This window comes from Paenibacillus sp. P4_A7, from assembly GCF_056402455.1.
The window spans coordinates 1-17,664 of sequence record NZ_JBFUHJ010000090.1; the positions used below are offsets into that span (position 1 = coordinate 1).

At 43.3% G+C, this 17,664-nt stretch carries 18 protein-coding genes; 14 read left to right on the top strand and 4 right to left on the bottom strand.

The genetic code is table 11. The annotated features are described in order from the left end of the window. From AC1DWN_RS13920 to gndA, 6 genes are all read left to right on the top strand, one after another. The coding region (locus AC1DWN_RS13920) for an ATP-binding protein DrrA1-3 family domain-containing protein (protein ID WP_477559502.1) at window positions 1-370 on the top strand (370 nt) is incomplete at its 5' end. Window positions 371-382: 12 nt separating this feature from the next. Continuing rightward, the gene (locus AC1DWN_RS13925) at window positions 383-1,543 is read left to right on the top strand and encodes an ABC transporter permease (RefSeq protein ID WP_477559503.1); all 1,161 of its coding nucleotides are present in this window, start codon (window positions 383-385) and stop codon (window positions 1,541-1,543) included. Then, a complete protein-coding gene (locus AC1DWN_RS13930; protein WP_477559504.1) occupies window positions 1,536-2,687 on the top strand; it encodes an ABC transporter permease in 1,152 nt (383 codons plus the stop codon). Before AC1DWN_RS13925 ends, AC1DWN_RS13930 begins: the two co-directional genes overlap by 8 nt. Before the next feature lie 366 nt (window positions 2,688-3,053). After that, a complete protein-coding gene (locus AC1DWN_RS13935; protein WP_477559505.1) occupies window positions 3,054-4,757 on the top strand; it encodes a proline--tRNA ligase in 1,704 nt (567 codons plus the stop codon). A 215-nt stretch (window positions 4,758-4,972) separates the two neighbouring features. Next, on the top strand, window positions 4,973-5,569 hold the full coding sequence (locus AC1DWN_RS13940) for a hypothetical protein (RefSeq protein ID WP_477559506.1): 597 nt from the start codon (window positions 4,973-4,975) through the stop codon (window positions 5,567-5,569). A 285-nt stretch (window positions 5,570-5,854) separates the two neighbouring features. Further along, on the top strand, window positions 5,855-7,267 hold the full coding sequence (gene gndA / locus AC1DWN_RS13945; protein WP_477559507.1) for an NADP-dependent phosphogluconate dehydrogenase: 1,413 nt from the start codon (window positions 5,855-5,857) through the stop codon (window positions 7,265-7,267). A gap of 42 nt (window positions 7,268-7,309) precedes the next feature. On the opposite strand, the gene AC1DWN_RS13950 is transcribed toward gndA, so the two are convergent. Continuing rightward, on the bottom strand, window positions 7,310-7,606 hold the full coding sequence (locus AC1DWN_RS13950; RefSeq protein ID WP_477559508.1) for a hypothetical protein: 297 nt from the start codon (window positions 7,604-7,606) through the stop codon (window positions 7,310-7,312). Window positions 7,607-7,749: 143 nt separating this feature from the next. Here AC1DWN_RS13950 and AC1DWN_RS13955 point away from each other — a divergent pair, with 143 nt between their 5' ends. The 6 genes from AC1DWN_RS13955 to ptsP all read left to right on the top strand — a co-directional run bounded on the left by AC1DWN_RS13955 (window position 7,750) and on the right by ptsP (window position 14,760). After that, window positions 7,750-8,298: a shikimate kinase gene (locus tag AC1DWN_RS13955; RefSeq protein WP_477559509.1), complete on the top strand. Its 549-nt coding sequence runs from the start codon at window positions 7,750-7,752 to the stop codon at window positions 8,296-8,298. Between the two features lie 59 nt (window positions 8,299-8,357). Further along, window positions 8,358-9,653, top strand: coding sequence for a 3-phosphoshikimate 1-carboxyvinyltransferase (gene aroA / locus AC1DWN_RS13960; RefSeq protein WP_477559510.1), 1,296 nt, complete (start codon window positions 8,358-8,360; stop codon window positions 9,651-9,653). Window positions 9,654-9,687: 34 nt separating this feature from the next. After that, a complete protein-coding gene (locus AC1DWN_RS13965) occupies window positions 9,688-10,122 on the top strand; it encodes a CoA-binding protein (RefSeq protein ID WP_477559511.1) in 435 nt (144 codons plus the stop codon). 122 nt (window positions 10,123-10,244) lie between these two features. Continuing rightward, complete coding sequence (locus tag AC1DWN_RS13970; RefSeq protein WP_477559512.1) at window positions 10,245-10,925, top strand: hypothetical protein; 681 nt, start codon at window positions 10,245-10,247, stop codon at window positions 10,923-10,925. A 209-nt stretch (window positions 10,926-11,134) separates the two neighbouring features. Continuing rightward, the gene (locus AC1DWN_RS13975) at window positions 11,135-13,021 is read left to right on the top strand and encodes a glucose PTS transporter subunit IIA (RefSeq protein WP_477559513.1); all 1,887 of its coding nucleotides are present in this window, start codon (window positions 11,135-11,137) and stop codon (window positions 13,019-13,021) included. Next, window positions 13,018-14,760 carry a phosphoenolpyruvate--protein phosphotransferase gene (gene ptsP / locus AC1DWN_RS13980; protein ID WP_477559514.1) on the top strand — a complete coding sequence of 581 codons (1,743 nt, stop codon included), beginning with the start codon at window positions 13,018-13,020 and terminating at the stop codon, window positions 14,758-14,760. Before AC1DWN_RS13975 ends, ptsP begins: the two co-directional genes overlap by 4 nt. On the opposite strand, the gene AC1DWN_RS13985 is transcribed toward ptsP, so the two are convergent. Next, window positions 14,757-15,287: a type 1 glutamine amidotransferase domain-containing protein gene (locus AC1DWN_RS13985; RefSeq protein WP_477559515.1), complete on the bottom strand. Its 531-nt coding sequence runs from the start codon at window positions 15,285-15,287 to the stop codon at window positions 14,757-14,759. The two genes, ptsP and AC1DWN_RS13985, sit on opposite strands and share 4 nt — an antisense overlap. A gap of 52 nt (window positions 15,288-15,339) precedes the next feature. Between AC1DWN_RS13985 and AC1DWN_RS13990 the strand changes: the two genes are divergently transcribed. Both AC1DWN_RS13990 and AC1DWN_RS13995 read left to right on the top strand, forming a co-directional pair. Next, window positions 15,340-15,768: a VanZ family protein gene (locus AC1DWN_RS13990; RefSeq protein ID WP_477559516.1), complete on the top strand. Its 429-nt coding sequence runs from the start codon at window positions 15,340-15,342 to the stop codon at window positions 15,766-15,768. 156 nt (window positions 15,769-15,924) lie between these two features. After that, the gene (locus tag AC1DWN_RS13995; RefSeq protein ID WP_477559517.1) at window positions 15,925-16,338 is read left to right on the top strand and encodes a hypothetical protein; all 414 of its coding nucleotides are present in this window, start codon (window positions 15,925-15,927) and stop codon (window positions 16,336-16,338) included. A gap of 236 nt (window positions 16,339-16,574) precedes the next feature. On the opposite strand, the gene AC1DWN_RS14000 is transcribed toward AC1DWN_RS13995, so the two are convergent. Together AC1DWN_RS14000 and AC1DWN_RS14005 are read right to left on the bottom strand one after the other, a co-directional pair. Further along, on the bottom strand, window positions 16,575-17,036 hold the full coding sequence (locus tag AC1DWN_RS14000; protein ID WP_477559518.1) for an ImmA/IrrE family metallo-endopeptidase: 462 nt from the start codon (window positions 17,034-17,036) through the stop codon (window positions 16,575-16,577). Then, window positions 17,011-17,562, bottom strand: coding sequence for a helix-turn-helix domain-containing protein (locus AC1DWN_RS14005; protein WP_477559519.1), 552 nt, complete (start codon window positions 17,560-17,562; stop codon window positions 17,011-17,013). Before AC1DWN_RS14005 ends, AC1DWN_RS14000 begins: the two co-directional genes overlap by 26 nt. Window positions 17,563-17,664 lie beyond the last annotated feature (102 nt).

The following is a 17,664-nucleotide window of genomic DNA, read 5'->3' on the forward strand; positions in this document are numbered from 1 at the left end:
CTACATGGAAGAGGTAGACTCCATTTGCTCCAGAATCGGCATACTCGATCAAGGAAAGCTGATTGCCTGCGGGACGAAGGAAGAATTGAAGCGTCAGGCAGGGCAAGCGGAGAAGCTAGTGTTTGAAGTGGATTGCAGATACGAAGCTGCCTTGGCTGAGATGAAGGAGCACCCGGGCGTTAAGCAAGTAGAAGAGGTGGATAATGGCAAGCTCGTTGAAGTTACCGTGAAGGAATCGCCATCCATTCTGCAGGATCTCCTGTTTATCATTCAAAAGCATGGAATCACACTGCGTAAGCTGACGCGTGTTGAGCCGGACTTGGAATCGTTATTTTTGCAAATGACCGGACGCACTCTACGTGATGAATAGGAGGTAACAAATATGCGAGAATGGTTGATTACCGCTTATTATGAAGTGCTGAAATATAGTCGTATGCGTTCGGTTTTGATGATTTTGATTGTGTTGCCTTTACTGCTAATCTTATTGCTCGGCAGCGCGTTTAACTCTGAGCTCAAGCCTGCTAAGGTAGCGGTATTTATGGCCGATCAAGGTGATTTGCGAGCAAGCATGGATGCTTTTTGGAGCGATGACAGGATGAAGTCATACATCACACTTGTTGATGCAAACTCCCAGCAGGAAGTTCAAGATTCTGTGCGTGAAGGGATCGCGGATTACGGTGTCTTCGTCCCTGCCGATTTCTCAGCTAAGCTAATTAAGGGAGAAGCTGCAAAATGGAACACCTACTCCGGGCGCTACGAAGAGAAAAATTTGGCGGTAGAGGCTGCAGTGAACAGCTTTTTGGCCAATGTTAATCTGCAGCTAGCTGCTATTGCGACACTTGGCATAGAACAGGCCGGTGCAACAGAAATAAATCAAGCTGCTGATTCATCCGCGGTTACCGTGGGCACGCTTGGGTCAGGAAAAGATAAAGTGTTTGGGGAGACATCCGCTTTTCAATACTACTCAGTTGCTAACTTAATCATGTTTCTATTATATGGAGGAATGTCAGCAGCAATCGCACTTTTAGATCAGAAAAGCAACGGAACGCTGCAACGGTTGTATACGATACCGACCTCTTTTAGTGCTGTCGTATTCGGTATTATCGTTGGTGGCGTGATACTTGCCGCTCTGCAATCCGTCGTTATCATTACGTTCACTCAGTATGTTTATGGTGTCGAATGGGGAGGTCATTTTGACTGGATTGCACTTATCTGTCTACTAACGACAACCGCTGGAGCGGGACTTTCCATTATTATCGCATCCTTCGCAAGAACGAGAAAAACGATGCAAACCTTATTTACTATCTTTGCTTTCATTATGACCTTTATAAGCGGCGGAATGATGCCTGGAATTGAAAATATGGTTGGCGGCGCAAATAAATGGACGATAAATCATTGGGCGAATCTAGGTTTGAGAGGCATTATGAATGAAGCAGACGCATCAACGATTTGGAACAGTATCGGTATACTTGCATGTATGGCAGTCATTCTTTCTACATTTGCGGTCATACGACTTCCCAAGGTGGTGAAAAATCATGCCTAGCTTGCATATTGCGGCGAATATTATTCGCAGAACGATGGGCACGCGGCGAGGGCTTCTCATGAACGTTATGATTCCCGCGATAATATTGTCAATTATGGCAGGATTGTTTGCAAGTTTAGAAGGTCAAAGGGCCGTTATTGTTCTAGATAATAATGACACGGGAATACTTGGTGGTTATCTTGCAAAGTCTTTAGAAGCTGAACCGCTATATGATGTGCGCATAGATACACTTGCTTCGGAGAAGTCGTTGAAGGACGCTGTAATGGATGGGAAGGCGGATGCTTCTGTTTATATCCCGGCTGATTTTACCGACAAAATGATAGAAGGTTTGCAGTCTAAAGCAACTATGTATCGGATGAATGAACAGCTGTGGAACGTGTCACTAGCTACGATGCTTGTAACGGAAGCTAATAAGCTTTCTGCTTCTGTGAAATTAATTAATAGCTCAGGAGCAAGTGATACTGATCTTAGTAAGCTCACAATGCTGCTAGATTCTCAAATGAAGCCGAAAGCGGTMGCAGAAAATATTGGTATGAAGCTTGGCAATATCGTCTCGAATCCGATGATGGTGGGACTCATACTCATGTTTGTCATGTTGCTTTGCAGTCAATCGATTGGATTTGTTATGGAGGATCGCGAGCAGCGTACGATGGCTAGAATGTTTACCGCGCCGCTTCGTTCTATAGACATTGCCTTTGGTAATTTTCTGGGAAGCGTGCTTGTAGGCACTCTTCAAGTGGTTATTGTGTTGAGTTTGACTTATTATGTGTTCGGATATTCCCCAGGCGTTTCTTTCGGGGAGATGCTGCTTGTCATTGAATGCTTCTTGTTTGCCGCAGTGGGGCTCGCATCTGCAGTTGCGGGGCTGGTGAGGAACAGCACGCAGCTGTCCCAAATCAATAATATTATTATTACACCGACCTGCATGATCAGCGGCTGCTTTTTCCCACTAACCTTGCTTCCTGATTTCATGCAAAAGCTAGCTAATTTCACTCCTCAAAAATGGGCAATTGGAGCAATTGATCGTCTAGGCGGAGGCGGCAGCATTAGTGATATCAGTCTTCCATTATTCATTTTAATGTTATTTGCAGCCGTTACGATTGCCTTTGGTTCTGTTGTACTTAAACCTAATCAAAGAAGTTAATCGACTTTCCAGCTGCTTAACAAGATAGTGCTTGACTTCAATGAACATTGTATTGTAAATTTGTCAAAAAGTTAATAACATAACAACAGCGTTGACCAAGGCCATAATATTCAACACACGTTCCTGGCAGAGAGGAAGCCCCAGGCTGTAAGGCTTCTATGAACGATTGAATATCCCTATCTTGCGAGCTGCAGCGATGCGCCATTTTTAGCATCTTCTGCCGGAATCAGTATTCCGTTATTTTTTGAGAGCTGTCTGTATTATTTGTTTACAGCTATATTAGGGTGGTACCACGAACGCATTCGTCCCTTACGAATGCGTTTTTTTGTATTTTCATAGCAACATATTTATTTGGAGGGCGAGAAAATGAGACAAAGCCAATTATTAATGCCTACATTACGCGAGGCTCCATCTGAAGCAGAAGCGGCTAGCCATCAGCTTATGCTGCGCGCAGGTCTTATCAGACAGGTTGCAGCGGGAATATACACCTATTTGCCTCTAGGAAGAAGGGTGCTTAGGAAGCTTGAACAAATTGTTCGTGAGGAAATGGATCGAGCAGGAGGGCAAGAATTATTAATGCCTGCTATGCAGCCCGCAGAGTTGTGGCAGCAATCCGGCCGTTACGAGGTGTACGGTCCAGAGCTTATTCGTTTACATGATCGCCATGATCGGGAGTTTACGTTAGGACCTACCCACGAAGAGGTTGTTACTTCCTTAGTTCGGGGCGAAGTGAATTCATATCGTCAACTGCCGATTACCCTGTATCAAATACAAACGAAATTCCGTGACGAGAAGCGTCCACGCTATGGCTTACTTCGCGGCAGGGAATTTCTAATGAAGGATGCCTATTCATTCGATGCAGATTGGGAAGGCTTGGATCGTAGTTACAATAGCATGTACGAAGCATACAATCGAATTTTTACGAGATGTGGTCTGAATTATCGTGCGGTGGAAGCAGATGCAGGCTCAATCGGCGGCGAGGGCGGCACCCATGAGTTTATGGCGCTGGCTGATATTGGAGAGGATACGATAGCGTCATGCAATTGCTGTGACTATGCGGCTAATTTAGAAAAAGCCGAATATGGTGCTGTGCAGCAGGCAGAAGATGATCGTGTGTTGCCACAGGGAGAGCTAGAAAGACTTCATACGCCTGATAGCAAAAAAATAGAGCAGCTCGTTCAATCGCTCGGCGTTGATGCTCAGCATTTTATGAAGACATTAATTTATATGGCAGATGGAAAACCGATTGCAGTCATCATTCGCGGCGATCATGAAGTAAATGAAATTAAGCTAAAAAATGCGTTAGCAGCTGAACTACTTGAATTAGCCGATCATGAAACGACAGAACGGGTAACTGGTGCGCCAGTAGGCTTCGCTGGTCCAGTTGGTCTGACTATTCCGATTTATGCTGATTATGCTGTATTCGCTATGGAATCTGGAATAGCTGGTGCTAATGAGAAAGACTTCCACTTTGGAAATGTGCTTCCGAGCGTACATTTGAAAACAGCTGAAGCTGGAGATTATCGTAATGCTGTAGTCGGGGATCAGTGCCCTCGTTGTAAACAAGGTCGATTAATCTTTAACCGTGGAATTGAAGTTGGTCACGTGTTTAAACTTGGGACGAAGTACAGTGAAGTTTTAAATGCTCGTTTTTTGGATGCTGCAGGTAAAGAACAGCCTTTCATTATGGGCTGCTATGGGATTGGTGTCTCACGCTTGCTATCAGCGGTGCTTGAACAGCATTCTGACAGCAATGGAATCATTTGGCCTGCTTCGATTGCGCCATATCGGGTTCATATTGTTCCAATATCCGTGAAGGATCCAGTCATGATGGATTTGGCTGCTCACTTAGAAGCACGATTAAGCGAAGCTGGTATTGAAACACTGCTTGATGATCGGGATGAGCGTCCTGGAGTGAAATTTAAAGATTCTGATCTTATAGGCATACCGCTTCGTATTGTCGTAGGCAAGCAAGCGGCGGATGGAATTGTTGAGTTAAAATGGAGAAATGATTCACAGGCACAAGCTTTTCCACTTGACGAAGCTGTTTCTATCGCATCTAAACTGTAAATTCCGTTTCAATTAGGGCGGATTAATGAATGAACAACGGGCAAATGCCACCTTGACTTATAGGGGCATTTGCCCAATTTTAGTTTTCATTGATTTTATCTATAAAATTAGTCAATAATCCAAGTTGCCAGAACATAGGATGGAGTATAAGATAATGGTAAGAACAAATTATCAGAACATTTCGTCAACTATACTGAAGTAAGGGAGGGATTGCCGTGAACAAGAGCCACGAAGTGGAATATTGCAATTTGGAACTGCGATTTGACCGCCGGCAAATCCAAAATCTCATCCGTGATCTTATTCAGGAAGGGTACTCCTTGTATTGGAGCGAGACGGACGGACAGTTTCTTGTATCCATTCGTACGGGTCGTAAGCTTGTCAAACTTCGATTCCAACGCATGAAGAACCGTTACAAAATTGTAGGTGATTATATTATTAAAGATGAGAAGTTGTCGGAGTTGCTAGAAAAGCTGATTAATGACACACGTGGACATGCGGTTGTGAAGCGCATTAAAGATCGTCAAATCGTCATTGAGAGTATTATGTTCGGTGAGATTATACGACTTGTGGAGGTGTCCGGTATGGAACATCGGATTATTTATCAGAAGAAGCCTTTGGTCACAATAGAGGAAATGATAAAAGCTTTCCAATCAAAACGCGCAGAGGAACGCGCTGTCGTTCTACGCTATGAACTGGATTATGAGTTGTCTATGCTGTTTGATGCTCTGCAGGCTGGAATTGAGGAAGCGGTTACGGAATCGAAAGAACGTCTTGCTACACTACGCACAGAAATGCTGCAACTGGAGCTCTAATGATGAATGTTTTTCCCTATATGAGACATAAGAAACGATCACGTGCTGTGAGCTAGTAGGCAGCTATTGATCGTTTTTATGTTGTTCACTTCGATAAACACATGCATATTTTATACATTTTATTTTTGGCATTTTGGCGAATATAAGGTAAACTTTCTAAAGTGGTCAAAAAAACTAATGTGTATAATGCGACATTTTCCCTGTAAATAGTTTTCTTCTCGTTGTAAAAAGAGTAAAATGAAACTATTGTAACCCAAAATAGAACATGAAGGATGGAAGAACCAGATGTCAAAACAACAAATTGGTGTTATCGGATTAGCAGTAATGGGCAAAAATCTTGCTCTTAATATTGAAAGCAGAGGCTTTACGGTATCCGTATTCAACCGTTCACGTGAGAAGACGGATGATCTTATCCAAGAAGCTACAGGCAAAAATCTCGTGCCTACTTACACGATAGAAGAATTCGTTCAATCACTTGAAATTCCACGTAAAATCTTGATCATGGTTCAAGCTGGAGCAGGAACTGATGCTACAATAGATGCGCTTGTACCACATTTGGCTGAAGGCGACATCATCATCGATGGCGGTAATGCTTATTTCCCTGATACAGTACGCCGCAGCAAAGATCTGGAAGCGAAGGGCTTCCGCTTTATCGGTACTGGCGTTTCTGGCGGTGAAGAGGGCGCTTTGAAAGGACCATCTATCATGCCAGGCGGACAAAAATCCGCTTATGAGTTAGTAGAGCCTATCCTTACTGCTATTTCTGCAAAAGTTGGCGATGACGCTTGCTGTACATATATCGGACCAGATGGTGCCGGTCACTATGTGAAAATGGTGCATAACGGAATCGAGTACGGCGACATGCAGCTTATTTGTGAAGCATATGACCTGCTCAAGAACGTACTTGATGTTAGTGTAGAAGAGCTTCACGAAATTTTCGCTGAGTGGAATAAAGGCGAACTTGACAGCTACTTGATCGAGATTACGAGAGATATCTTCTCGAAGTATGATCCTGAGACAGGCAAGCCGATGGTAGACGTAATCCTTGACTCTGCTGGTCAAAAGGGTACTGGAAAATGGACAAGCCAAAGCTCCTTGGATCTTGGAGTGCCGCTTTCTATTATTACGGAATCCGTATTTACACGCTTTTTGTCCGCAATGAAAGAAGAGCGCGTAGCAGCTAGCAAAGTGCTTAGCGGCCCTGCTAAAACTCCTTTCCAAGGCGACAGAGCAGCTTTCATTGAAGCTGTACGTAAAGCCTTATTTGCAAGTAAAATTTGTTCGTACGCACAAGGCTTTGCTCAAATGCGTGCAGCATCCGAAGAATATAACTGGGATCTTAAGTACGGCGAAATCGCGATGATTTTCCGTGGTGGCTGCATCATCCGTGCACGCTTCCTGCAAAACATCAAAGACGCTTACGATCGTGATGCTAATCTGCGCAACTTGTTGCTTGATCCTTATTTCCAAAACATCGTTGAGTCCTACCAAGGCGCTTGGCGCGAAGTTATCGCATTAGCTGTAACAAATGGTGTACCGGTACCAGCTTTCTCGAGCGCAATAGCTTATTTCGACAGCTACCGTACAGAGCGTTTGCCTGCGAATCTTCTTCAAGCACAACGTGACTACTTCGGTGCTCATACGTTCAAACGTTTGGACAAAGAAGGAAGCTTCCACTTTAACTGGATGCAATCGTAAGTAAATTTCATTATCGAATCAGCCCAGTTCAAAAGGAGTGCTCTAATAAAGACCGAAGGCTGCTTCCTTTAACCAGGTACGCAGCCGATCGGCCTCCTGATGAGAATGATGTCTGCGATGGATGAGAGACATCGATGCTTCGGCAAAGAAATGAAAATTTTGTATTAAGCGTGGCTGCGATAGATCCATTAATGCTGGATCTCCGTCAGCCACCTTTTTTTTAATAAATTCAAGCATCCATACGACATCCTCACGGCAAAGTGGATGATCTGGATTCAATATGCGATTAATGCGTTGCTCGGCTTTGTGGACAGCTGTTATTTGAGGATCACTTGTCATAGCTACGTCACTCCTATTTTCTAATATGCATCATTATCATCCATACGACATAAGTAACTTTTTTATACCCTAATCTTGCAAAAAAATGATATGATGTTGGGGAAATAAGGCTTAGGATGAATGAAAGTGGTGGAATGATTAAGATGGAAACGCAACGATTTAACAAATTAGTATTAATCGGTTTTATGGGAACGGGTAAGTCTACCGTCAGCAAGCTGCTTGCACTGAAACTAGGCTGTACTCGTGTAGATGCGGATGAGGAAATTGAAAAGCTTGAAAACAGGCGGATTTCCGATATTTTTACGGTAGATGGGGAAGCTGGCTTTCGCGTTATTGAGACAAAAGTACTAGCCAACATCCTAGACGCAGAAGATCTTGCCGTTGTTGCAACGGGTGGTGGAGCTGTATTAAGTAATTATAATAAGGAACTTATGCTAAGCAAAGGCTTCGTTGTCGCACTGACAGCGAATTCAGAGCAAATTATTGCAAGGGTAAAATCGGATACGGAACGACCATTGTTGCAAGGAAATGCTGAAGAAAAAGTAAGGTTATTGCTGGTACAGCGTAAGGATGCTTACCACTTCGCACATGTGACTGTGGATACGACAGATTTGACCGCTGATGAGGTTGTTGCAGTTATTATGGAGCAATGGGAATCCTTTCATTCGAATTCATCGCCAACTTTGGCATGATGTATAGTACCAAACGTGATTAAGCGTATATTTTATAATAGAAGGWGATCATACAAACTATGGACGTTTTAGTGACACCAACTCCAAAGCTTGAAGGAGAACTTCAAGCGCTCTCTTCCAAAAATTACACGACTCGCTACCTGCTGGTGGCAGCTCTTGCAGAAGGAACTAGCACGATTTATTATCCAGCTCACAGCGAGGACAGTGAAGCAATGCGCCGCTGTATTCGTGATCTTGGAGCTATAGTTGATGAAGATGAAGAGAAAATTGTCATTACTGGCTTTGGTCGTCATCCGAAGGCAGTCGAGCAATTAGATGTTGGGAATGCAGGTGCTGTATTACGTTTTCTTATGGCAATCGCTGCGCTTTGTCCTGATGTTACGTTTATTAACCGATACCCAGACTCGCTAGGTAAACGTCCTCATAGCGATTTGATTGAGTCGCTAATCGCAATGGGAGTTTCGATTGAGCATAATGATGGCAAGCTTCCAATTACTATTCGCGGAGGTCAGCCTAAGGGTGGAAAAATCCAAGTATCAGGCAACATCAGCTCGCAGTTTTTAAGTGCGCTATTGTTTTTGACGCCGTTGCTTGAAGAGGACAGCGAAATTGAAGTGTTGCATGATTTGAAATCAAAAGTAGTCGTAGGGCAAACACTTGAGGTGCTTGAGCAAGCAGGTATCGTTATTCATGCTGATGAGGATTATATGCGCTTCCGCGTTCCAGGTCGCCAGAACTATGAAGCTAAAACTTACTCCGTGCAAGGAGATTATCCGGGATCAGCAGCTATTCTAGCGGCAGCAGCAGTAACAGAATCCAATGTTATCGTTCACCGTTTGGAAGAGAAGAGTAAGCAAGGTGAGCGCGCGATTATTGATGTGCTGCAGATGATGGAAGTCCCGCTAACGCATGAGAATGGTATTGTACATGTTAAAGGAAATGGTAAGCTGAAGGCAGTAGAATTCGATGGAGACCATGCTACAGATGCTGTACTAGCTATGGTTGCTGCTGCTGTTTTCGCAGATGGGACTTCTAGATTTTATAATGTGGAGAACCTGCGTTACAAAGAGTGTGATCGTATAACGGATTACTTAAACGAGCTGCGTAAAGCAGGAGCAAATGTTGAAGAACGCCAATCAGAAATCATTGTAYACGGCAGGCCGGAGGGCGTAGAGGGCGGCGTGGAGATTAATGCGCATTATGATCATAGGGTTATTATGGCATTATCCATTGTTGGTTTACGCTCGAAAAAACCGATACGGATTCGTGATGCCCATCATGTTGCTAAGTCGTATCCGATTTACTTCGACCATTTGAAGGCATTAGGTGCAAATGTTGAATGGATTGAAGGTTAGAGCATAGTTTTACATTAGGAATGGAGGCGTCAAGATGGCATTTGAAAATCCTTCTCGCGAACATATTAAAAGTATTTTGCAGCAAAGTACTACGGTAGCTGTTGTAGGGTTGTCAGACAAACCGGATCGAGTTTCCTATATGGTATCTGAAGCTATGCAAGCGAAAGGGTATACGATCATTCCAGTAAACCCTAATGCCGAAATGATTATGGGACAAAAAAGCTATGCATCACTTAAAGATATTCCTGTAAAAGTGGATATCGTGAATGTATTTCGAAGAAGTGAGCATACTCCTCCAGTTGCCGAGGAAGCGGTAGCAATTGGTGCGAAAACGTTATGGCTGCAGCTAGGTATTGCCAACGAGGAAGCGGCAGAAATTGCTGCAAAAGGCGGTATGGAGGTCGTTATGGACCGTTGTATTAAGGTAGAGGATTCCATTTTGCTTCCTGGAGGAAAATCCAAATCATAACTGTAATAATTAAAGGCGTACTCCTACACAATAAGTAAGGCTTCAAGAGCGATTGCAATGCTTGTGATTTGAAGCAGCGGTCACTTGAAGACTTTATGAACGTAATCCAAGGAGGACAAAACGTGAATCAATTGTCGCAACAGTCGGGTAATTACCAAGGCCAACAAGGTCAATATGGTAATCAAGATCAAAATACACAATTTCAACCAATAGGATACGTGCAATCGCACTACCAAGGACAACTAAGCCAACCGACTTTTGGCAGACAATCTAATTCCATTGTTTCGAATCAACCAGGAGGCTATCAATCGTCTAACCAAGGTAATATGGGCACACAACACTATGCAAATAACGGCTATGGGACATCTTCACAGTCTTCAGGATCGTACAATTCGCATCAGCCAGTGCATAGCTACGCTCAATCGCCTGCTACTGCTTTTGGTGATGTAGGTCCGGTTATTGCTCATTATGGTTATCAAGCTGGCCCAAACAGTCAACAATCTTACTACCAGCCTTCTTCGTCTAACCAAGGATCACAGTATGGTCAGCAAAATATGTCCAATTACGGTGGGAATGCGCAAAATGCTTCTTATAACTCGCATTTCAATTCCCAAAATGGTTATTCGCAGTCGAACTCAAACAATGGCTACGGCGGTATGACTCCGACTCATTCGAACACGTCACTCCATCCGGTTTACGAAGCAACAAACGCATACCAGCAAGCGGGACCTGTAATTTCTCGGTACGGCTGGCAAGCGAATAGCGCTGTAGGCTCGCCATACAATAATGGCGGTCAACGTTAATATTTAATTAGCACAATTATGAAGAGAGAATCATCAACAGCGGCGGGCCATTACGGCTCGTCGTTTTATTTTKACAAAAACGGAGCAAACGCTTAACATCTTAATAGATGTTAAGGAGAAAGCTAATACTTAGTGGTAAGTTTTGCTTCGCAAAACTTTTGGTGAATACTTACGAAGTAAGTTTTGCTTTGCAAAAAGGAGGGTGCAAGATGATATTTATGGGTAGCCTGCAGCAGCTCGGCAGGGCTGTCATGCTGCCGATGATTGTACTGCCGGGGGCAGCTATTTTTTTGAGCTTAAGCAAGCTGCCGTGGGACTATATTGGCATGCCAAATATGGCAGGTTATTTATTGACAGCCAGTGAAACGATTTTTACCTTTTTACCCTATATATTTGCACTTGGGATTTCACTAGGGTTAACGGGTAATGCTCTTGCAGCTGGTATGGCCGCGCTTGTAGGGATGATCGTTTACAGTGGGATTATCAGTTCTGCTGAAGTAACCATTGAGCCTACAGTTCTTATTGGTACATTAATCGGTATCATCTCAGGTGTAAGTCACGAACGGTTCAAAAATCTCAAGCTGCCAGAATATATTCAGTTTTTTGGCGGCCCGCGTTTCGTACCTTTATTTGTAAGTTTTGTTTCTTTGCTATTTTCAATTGGCATGATTCAGATCGCGCCTTATTTGCAAAGGATGCTTATTGAATTAGGTGAGATTGTTGCTTCTGGCGGCGGATTCGGAGTTTTCTTGTATGGGTTCGTTCATCGTATTTTAGTTGTATTTGGCTTACATCACTTAGTCAGTCATGTGTTCTGGTTTCAAATTGGCGGTTACGAGACTTCGGCTGGCGAGATGGTTTATGGCGATTTGCCGCGTTTTTTTGCTGGTGACCCGACAGCTGGTTCCTTTATGGCGGGCTTATATCCAACGATGATGTTTGCATTGCCGGCTATTGCGTTTGCCATTATTCATGAAGCCCGTGAGGACTTGAAGCCTAAAATTCAGAAAACGTTCCTTTATGCTGCGCTGGCGTCTTTTTTAACAGGTGTAACAGAGCCTGTGGAGTTCGCATTTTTATTTGTAGCGCCTTATCTGTACGTTGTACATTCGATCCTTTCTGGAATTATTATGTGGGTTACATATGAACTAGGTATTAAGCATGGTTTCTCCTTCTCAGCTGGAGCAATTGATTATGTTCTAAATGCGCATCTCGCGACGCGAGGTTGGATGTTGATTCCGATTGGTATTGTCGTTGGACTGGTTTACTACTTTTTGTTCCGCTGGGCTATTAGACGGTTTAGAATACCGACGCCTGGACGGGAGGAAGGATCACAGCTTGATGAGTGGGTCGGTGATATCCCTTACCGTGCTCCGCTTATTTTGCAGGCTATCGGTGGTAAACAAAATATTGTTCGTATGGAATCATGTATTACAAGGCTTCGACTTAAAGTATCCAACGAGAAGCTTCTGGATATTAATGCACTGCGCAACCTTGGTGCAGCAGGTGTTATTAAGCTTGGCGGTGGACATGTACAAGTTGTATTCGGCACGTATTCGGAACTCATTCGTGAAGAGATGATCAAAACCATCCATCGTGATCAAGCACAGGTGCTGTTTCATTCTCCTATGCAGGGTCGGATGATTTCCCTTGATGATGTACCCGATCCTATCTTTGCAGGCAAGCTTGTTGGACAAGGAGTTGCCTTCATTCCTGATAAAGGTGAGCTTGTATCACCAGTTAAAGGCGAAGTTATTCATATTTATCCAACGATGCATGCAATCGGTATTCGTACACCTGAAGGACTCGAGGTGCTGCTGCATATAGGTATTGATACATCGAGGCTTGCTGGAAAATCGTATTTTAACGCAGTCGTAAAAGAAGGCGATGAGGTAACGCCAGGCATGTTGCTCATTCGGTTCGATTTGAATCGCGTTCGGAAGGAAAGTAAGTCACTTGCTACGCCTATGGTTATTACCAATTCCGATATGGTTCATTCATGGAGATTTGCTCCTTTCAAAACGGTGAAAAAAGGACAGTCCTCAGTGATGTCAGTTGTACTTAAAGAGAGAAATAGTGGAGGGGAAACACAATGATTCATGGAATAGGAGCGTCAGTTGGCATAGCAATCGGAAGAGCGTTTGTCTTGCCAAATTGGGAGTGGGAGCTGCCGGAACAAAAAATTGATGTGGCCGACTTCGCCCGCGAGTTCGAACGTGTATACGAAGGTATACGTACCTCTAAATCCGAAATCGAGCAGATCAAGGATGAGCTTAAGGATGTTGTAGGCTCTGAGGAAACACATATTTTTGATGCGCATCTCGCTATTTTGGACGATCCTGTCTTTATGAATGAAGTACAAGGTATTATTCAGCGTCAATACAAAGGGGCGGAAGTTGCAGTAAAGGAAGCGATAGACCACTTTGTGACGATGTTTGATTTGCTTGATGATGAATACATGAAGGAACGGGCAATTGATATTAAAGATGTTGGCAATCGACTGCTTAAGCATTTGATAGGAGCACCGGAAATTACGCTGCCTTCAGATACGCAACCATTYATTTTGATTGCAAAAGAGTTATCACCCTCGCAGCTTGCTCATATTAATCCGGAGCATGTTCTAGGTATCGTGACTCTTGTAGGCAGTGCTACATCGCATTCTGCAATAATGGCACGCGCATTAGGCGTTCCACTCGTGGTTGGCGTAGAGGGGAAGTTGGAGGAGCCGATCCAAACGGGCCAAACCATCATCATTGACGGAAGTGACGGAAGTGTACATATCAATCCGGATCAGAGTATCATTGATTCGTATGACGTTTTACATGGACATCAAAAAGAAGCGAAGATGAAGCTCCATGGTATTGCAGGACATCTGCCTGTAACTCCAGATGGCAAGACACTTAAACTTGCGGCAAATATTAGCTCGTATAAGGAACTGGAAATAGCACTTAGCAGCGGGGCACACGGTGTAGGATTGTTCCGTACGGAGTTTTTATATATGGATCGGCACCGTTTTCCACTGGAGCAAGAGCAATTCGAGGTTTATCGCAGTGTGGCTGAGAAGCTTAATGGTGAACCGCTTGTTATTCGGACATTAGATGTTGGCGGAGATAAGCAGTTAGATTATTTTGAGCTACCGGAAGAAGATAATCCATTCTTAGGATATCGAGCTATACGTATCTCGCTTGATCGCCAAGACCTTTTTAAGACGCAGCTTCGGGCCATTTTACGTGCGAGCCACTACGGTCAGGTTAAACTTATGTACCCGTTAATCTCTTCTGTTGATGAGGTACGGGCTGCAAATGCAATCGTAAACGAAGCGAAGCTTGAACTGGAGCAAGAAGGTCTTCCCTATGATAAAGGTATGAAAATAGGCATTATGATTGAAGTGCCTGCAGCTGTTATGATTGCTGATCTGCTAGCACAGGAAGTTGATTTTTTTAGTATCGGAACAAATGATTTAGTCCAATTCACATTAGCTGTGGATCGCATGAATGAAGAAATTTCTCATTTATATGAACCTTATCATCCTGCATTGCTGCGAATGCTGCGTATGACGGTTGACGCTGCGAAGCAAAACGGAATTACAGTTGGCGTATGCGGGGAGCTGGCTGGTGATCTGCGAGCGCTGCCGATTTGGCTCAGCCTAGATGTTGATGAGTTAAGCATGTCCTCACATGCCATTTTGCAAGTGAAGGAACGTCTTCTGATTACTTCGCAAGAAGAAAGTCTGGATGTTTTCCAGCAATTGCATGAATGCAGGACAAGTACGGAGATTAAGGCATTGTTAACCGGCTTTATGGAGCAAATTGATAAAAAAACAGCGAATGGTTAAACCATTCGCTGTACTAGTGCGTCTACGAAAGCTTTAGCGTATTCAGGAAGATCAGGCGGACGGCGTGCAGAAATAATATTTCCGTCTACCACGACCGCTTCGTCATACCAAGTGGCTCCGGCATTTTCCATATCATCACGGATACCTGGTGTCGAGGTCACCTTGCGACCTTCTAAGATTTTCGCTGAAATGAGCACCCAGCCCGCATGACATATTTGTCCGATTGGTTTATCAGAGGCATTCAGCTCTTGAATAAGTTGCAAGACTTTAGGATAACGGCGTAATTTATCTGGTGCCCAGCCTCCAGGTACTAGTATCCCGATTATATCCTCACTGTTCACCTCATCGAAGGATAGATCGGCGATAGCAGGGACTCCATATTTGCCAATATGCTTTTTGCCTTTTTCTGGACCTGCGTAAAGAACGGTAGCTCCAGCTTCACGCGCACGATAAACCGGGTACCATAGTTCCAAATCTTCAAATTCGTCGTCAAGCAAACAGATGACGGTTTTATTTTGTAAAGTCATGTTATTTCCCTCCATCTAGTAAAGTCTCTATTATTGTAACGAAGGAGAAACAATGAAGCAAATAGATAAGCCTTTTTTATTTCGCCGCTTACTGCGGTTTGTGCCAGCTATCGTTTGGATGACCGTTATTTTTATATTATCTTCTCGAACTAGTGATGAAATTAATACGTTATTGCCATTGCTGCAAAGGATCTTCCCCTTTATGGAAGATTTTAATTGGGGTCATTTCGTTTCCTATTTTATTTTGGCTATGGCGATTGATTACGGTATTGGTGCTAAAGCAGATCGGTTTTGGGTAAAAGTAGTCATTGTGCTGCTATGCGGAGTATATGGAATTACGGATGAGTATCATCAATCTTTCGTTGGCGGTAGAATGCCAGACCTGTTTGATATACGGAACGATCTTATCGGTGCGGCGATTTGGACTATAGTCGTTGCATGGTCGCCGATCCGCAAATTATGGCGAAAAATTGCAGCTTAATTGATAAAATTTCACGAATTATAATGCTTTTCTATAGTAAAAATTACATGATGTGAATAAGAAGGAGTTTTTGCAAAATAGGTCGAATAATCTAGTTATTGTCTTTAAAAAGGAATGACTAGCGGCAACCGCTGCTATAAAGAGGAGTGGGCTATTTTGCAAAAGCGATGTCAGTGTGGTGGCATCATGGAGTTGAAGCTGCGTACAGTTATTTATTCTGGAAAAGTAGAAATTGACAATGTTCCTATTTTTTCATGTGCCGTATGCAGCAGGAGTGAGGTTATTCCTGAGGTAAAGCCCGACTTGACCGGTTTAATCGCACAGATTGGTGCCGAGACAAATAAAATGACATTGTTATTTAACGAATGCAATGAGTGGGCCAATATATTAGTAGAGGCAAAAGCGATCAAGAAACAGTGGGATTATAACGCTGTCGAGCTATTAACTGAACAACGTATAAATATGCTTCTTGATCTATACTTGCTGGCTCAAACGTTGAATGATGAAGCATGGGTTATAGATATTAACAAGCGGTTAGAGCAAATTAGCCGTCGAAATCGTATTACATAGATATTCAAACTTGTTTATTAACAGGAACCTCATACTATTGAATCGCGAGCCCGGGAATCTCCTGAGCTCGCTTTTTTCATGATGGGTGAGGTGTATCTTATTTCAGACCAGTTCTGTTATTACATCTTTTCTTCCTTCTTGATAAATTATTAAAACGCACCCCTAAACAGAACATATGTTCTGTTTAGGGGTGCGGACATCCGTCTCGCAGCTGTGAAAGCGCAAGTTTACAAGTTTTAAAAGTTAAAGTAAGATTGTTCACTCTTCCAGAAGTTGCGCTGCGGTGGACGTTTCAAGTGGGCAATTTCTAATGGGACTCCACTGATCGCAGCCGCTTCATAAATCGTCATACCCTCAAGCAGAAGCTCGTCCGGTACCATCAACTCGACAGCAAATTCGTTAGCCTCTCGCTCGATTCGATCGACGGAAAGAAGGGTGTGCCTTTTAAGGAAAGGTGTATTGACATTCCTATGTCTAATTGCATGACCAAGTTCGTGGGAACAAGTAAACAATTGATCTTGCTCCCCCATATCACAATTGAGGTGAATCATCGGTATGCGTTTATAAGTATTGAAGTAACCCATCATACTACCAAGAGGCTCGAACAGGACAATGATGTTTTTCTGAGCTGCAATTGTGTAAGGATTGTTCGTTCCATGCTTGTGGGTCAACTTACTGACTAAGCGTTTGATCCCCATTCAGTGTGCCCCTTATTTGTTTTTTATTAGGATTGAACTTTTGTTTGGCCATACCTTTAGCTAGGCGTAATGAGTTTTCCAAAGATATTTTCATGAGCTCTTTCGTTTCATCATCCATCGGTTCTCCATGAAAGGCGAGAGCTTCATTGGTCTCGAGTTCACTGATCATTCGTTCCAGGTCAGCAGCTATATCGCGTTCTTCTTTGGCATTGAGCGCAGCTTTCGGCTTGTAATTCCGCTGGAGCTCTTTCTCAAGATCCCCTAAAAAAGCTTCTTCCGTATACCCGTATGCTTGCAGATCGTTTGTCAGCATTACATCTCCTACAGGATACGGTCTTCCGAGTAAGAAATCAACAGTCACACCGTGAAAGTTCGCGATAGCACCTAGCATCAAATGGTCGGGATTAGAAATACTATTTTCCCAAGCATTATATCTACCACGCTTCACTAGAAGTACTTCAGCTACTTGTTCTTGAGTTAGTCTTTTATAATTTCTAAGTGCTGTTATTCTTTGTCCGAGATTCATTGGATTTCCGACCTTTCAATATAAAGATAATAATATTAACAAAAATGATATTGACGATAAAAATATTATCAAATATAATCAGACTACCGCAAGGAGGTGTGG

Coding starts and splice junctions, on each gene's coding strand:
- AC1DWN_RS13925 (WP_477559503.1), top strand. CDS start 383: ATGCGAGAATGGTTGATTACCGCTTATTATGAAGTGCTGAAATATAGT.
- AC1DWN_RS13935 (WP_477559505.1), top strand. CDS start 3,054: ATGAGACAAAGCCAATTATTAATGCCTACATTACGCGAGGCTCCATCT.
- gndA (WP_477559507.1), top strand. CDS start 5,855: ATGTCAAAACAACAAATTGGTGTTATCGGATTAGCAGTAATGGGCAAA.
- AC1DWN_RS13950 (WP_477559508.1), bottom strand. CDS start 7,606: ATGACAAGTGATCCTCAAATAACAGCTGTCCACAAAGCCGAGCAACGC.
- AC1DWN_RS13955 (WP_477559509.1), top strand. CDS start 7,750: ATGGAAACGCAACGATTTAACAAATTAGTATTAATCGGTTTTATGGGA.
- AC1DWN_RS13965 (WP_477559511.1), top strand. CDS start 9,688: ATGGCATTTGAAAATCCTTCTCGCGAACATATTAAAAGTATTTTGCAG.
- AC1DWN_RS13975 (WP_477559513.1), top strand. CDS start 11,135: ATGATATTTATGGGTAGCCTGCAGCAGCTCGGCAGGGCTGTCATGCTG.
- AC1DWN_RS13985 (WP_477559515.1), bottom strand. CDS start 15,287: ATGACTTTACAAAATAAAACCGTCATCTGTTTGCTTGACGACGAATTT.
- AC1DWN_RS13990 (WP_477559516.1), top strand. CDS start 15,340: ATGAAGCAAATAGATAAGCCTTTTTTATTTCGCCGCTTACTGCGGTTT.
- AC1DWN_RS14000 (WP_477559518.1), bottom strand. CDS start 17,036: ATGGGGATCAAACGCTTAGTCAGTAAGTTGACCCACAAGCATGGAACG.
- AC1DWN_RS14005 (WP_477559519.1), bottom strand. CDS start 17,562: ATGAATCTCGGACAAAGAATAACAGCACTTAGAAATTATAAAAGACTA.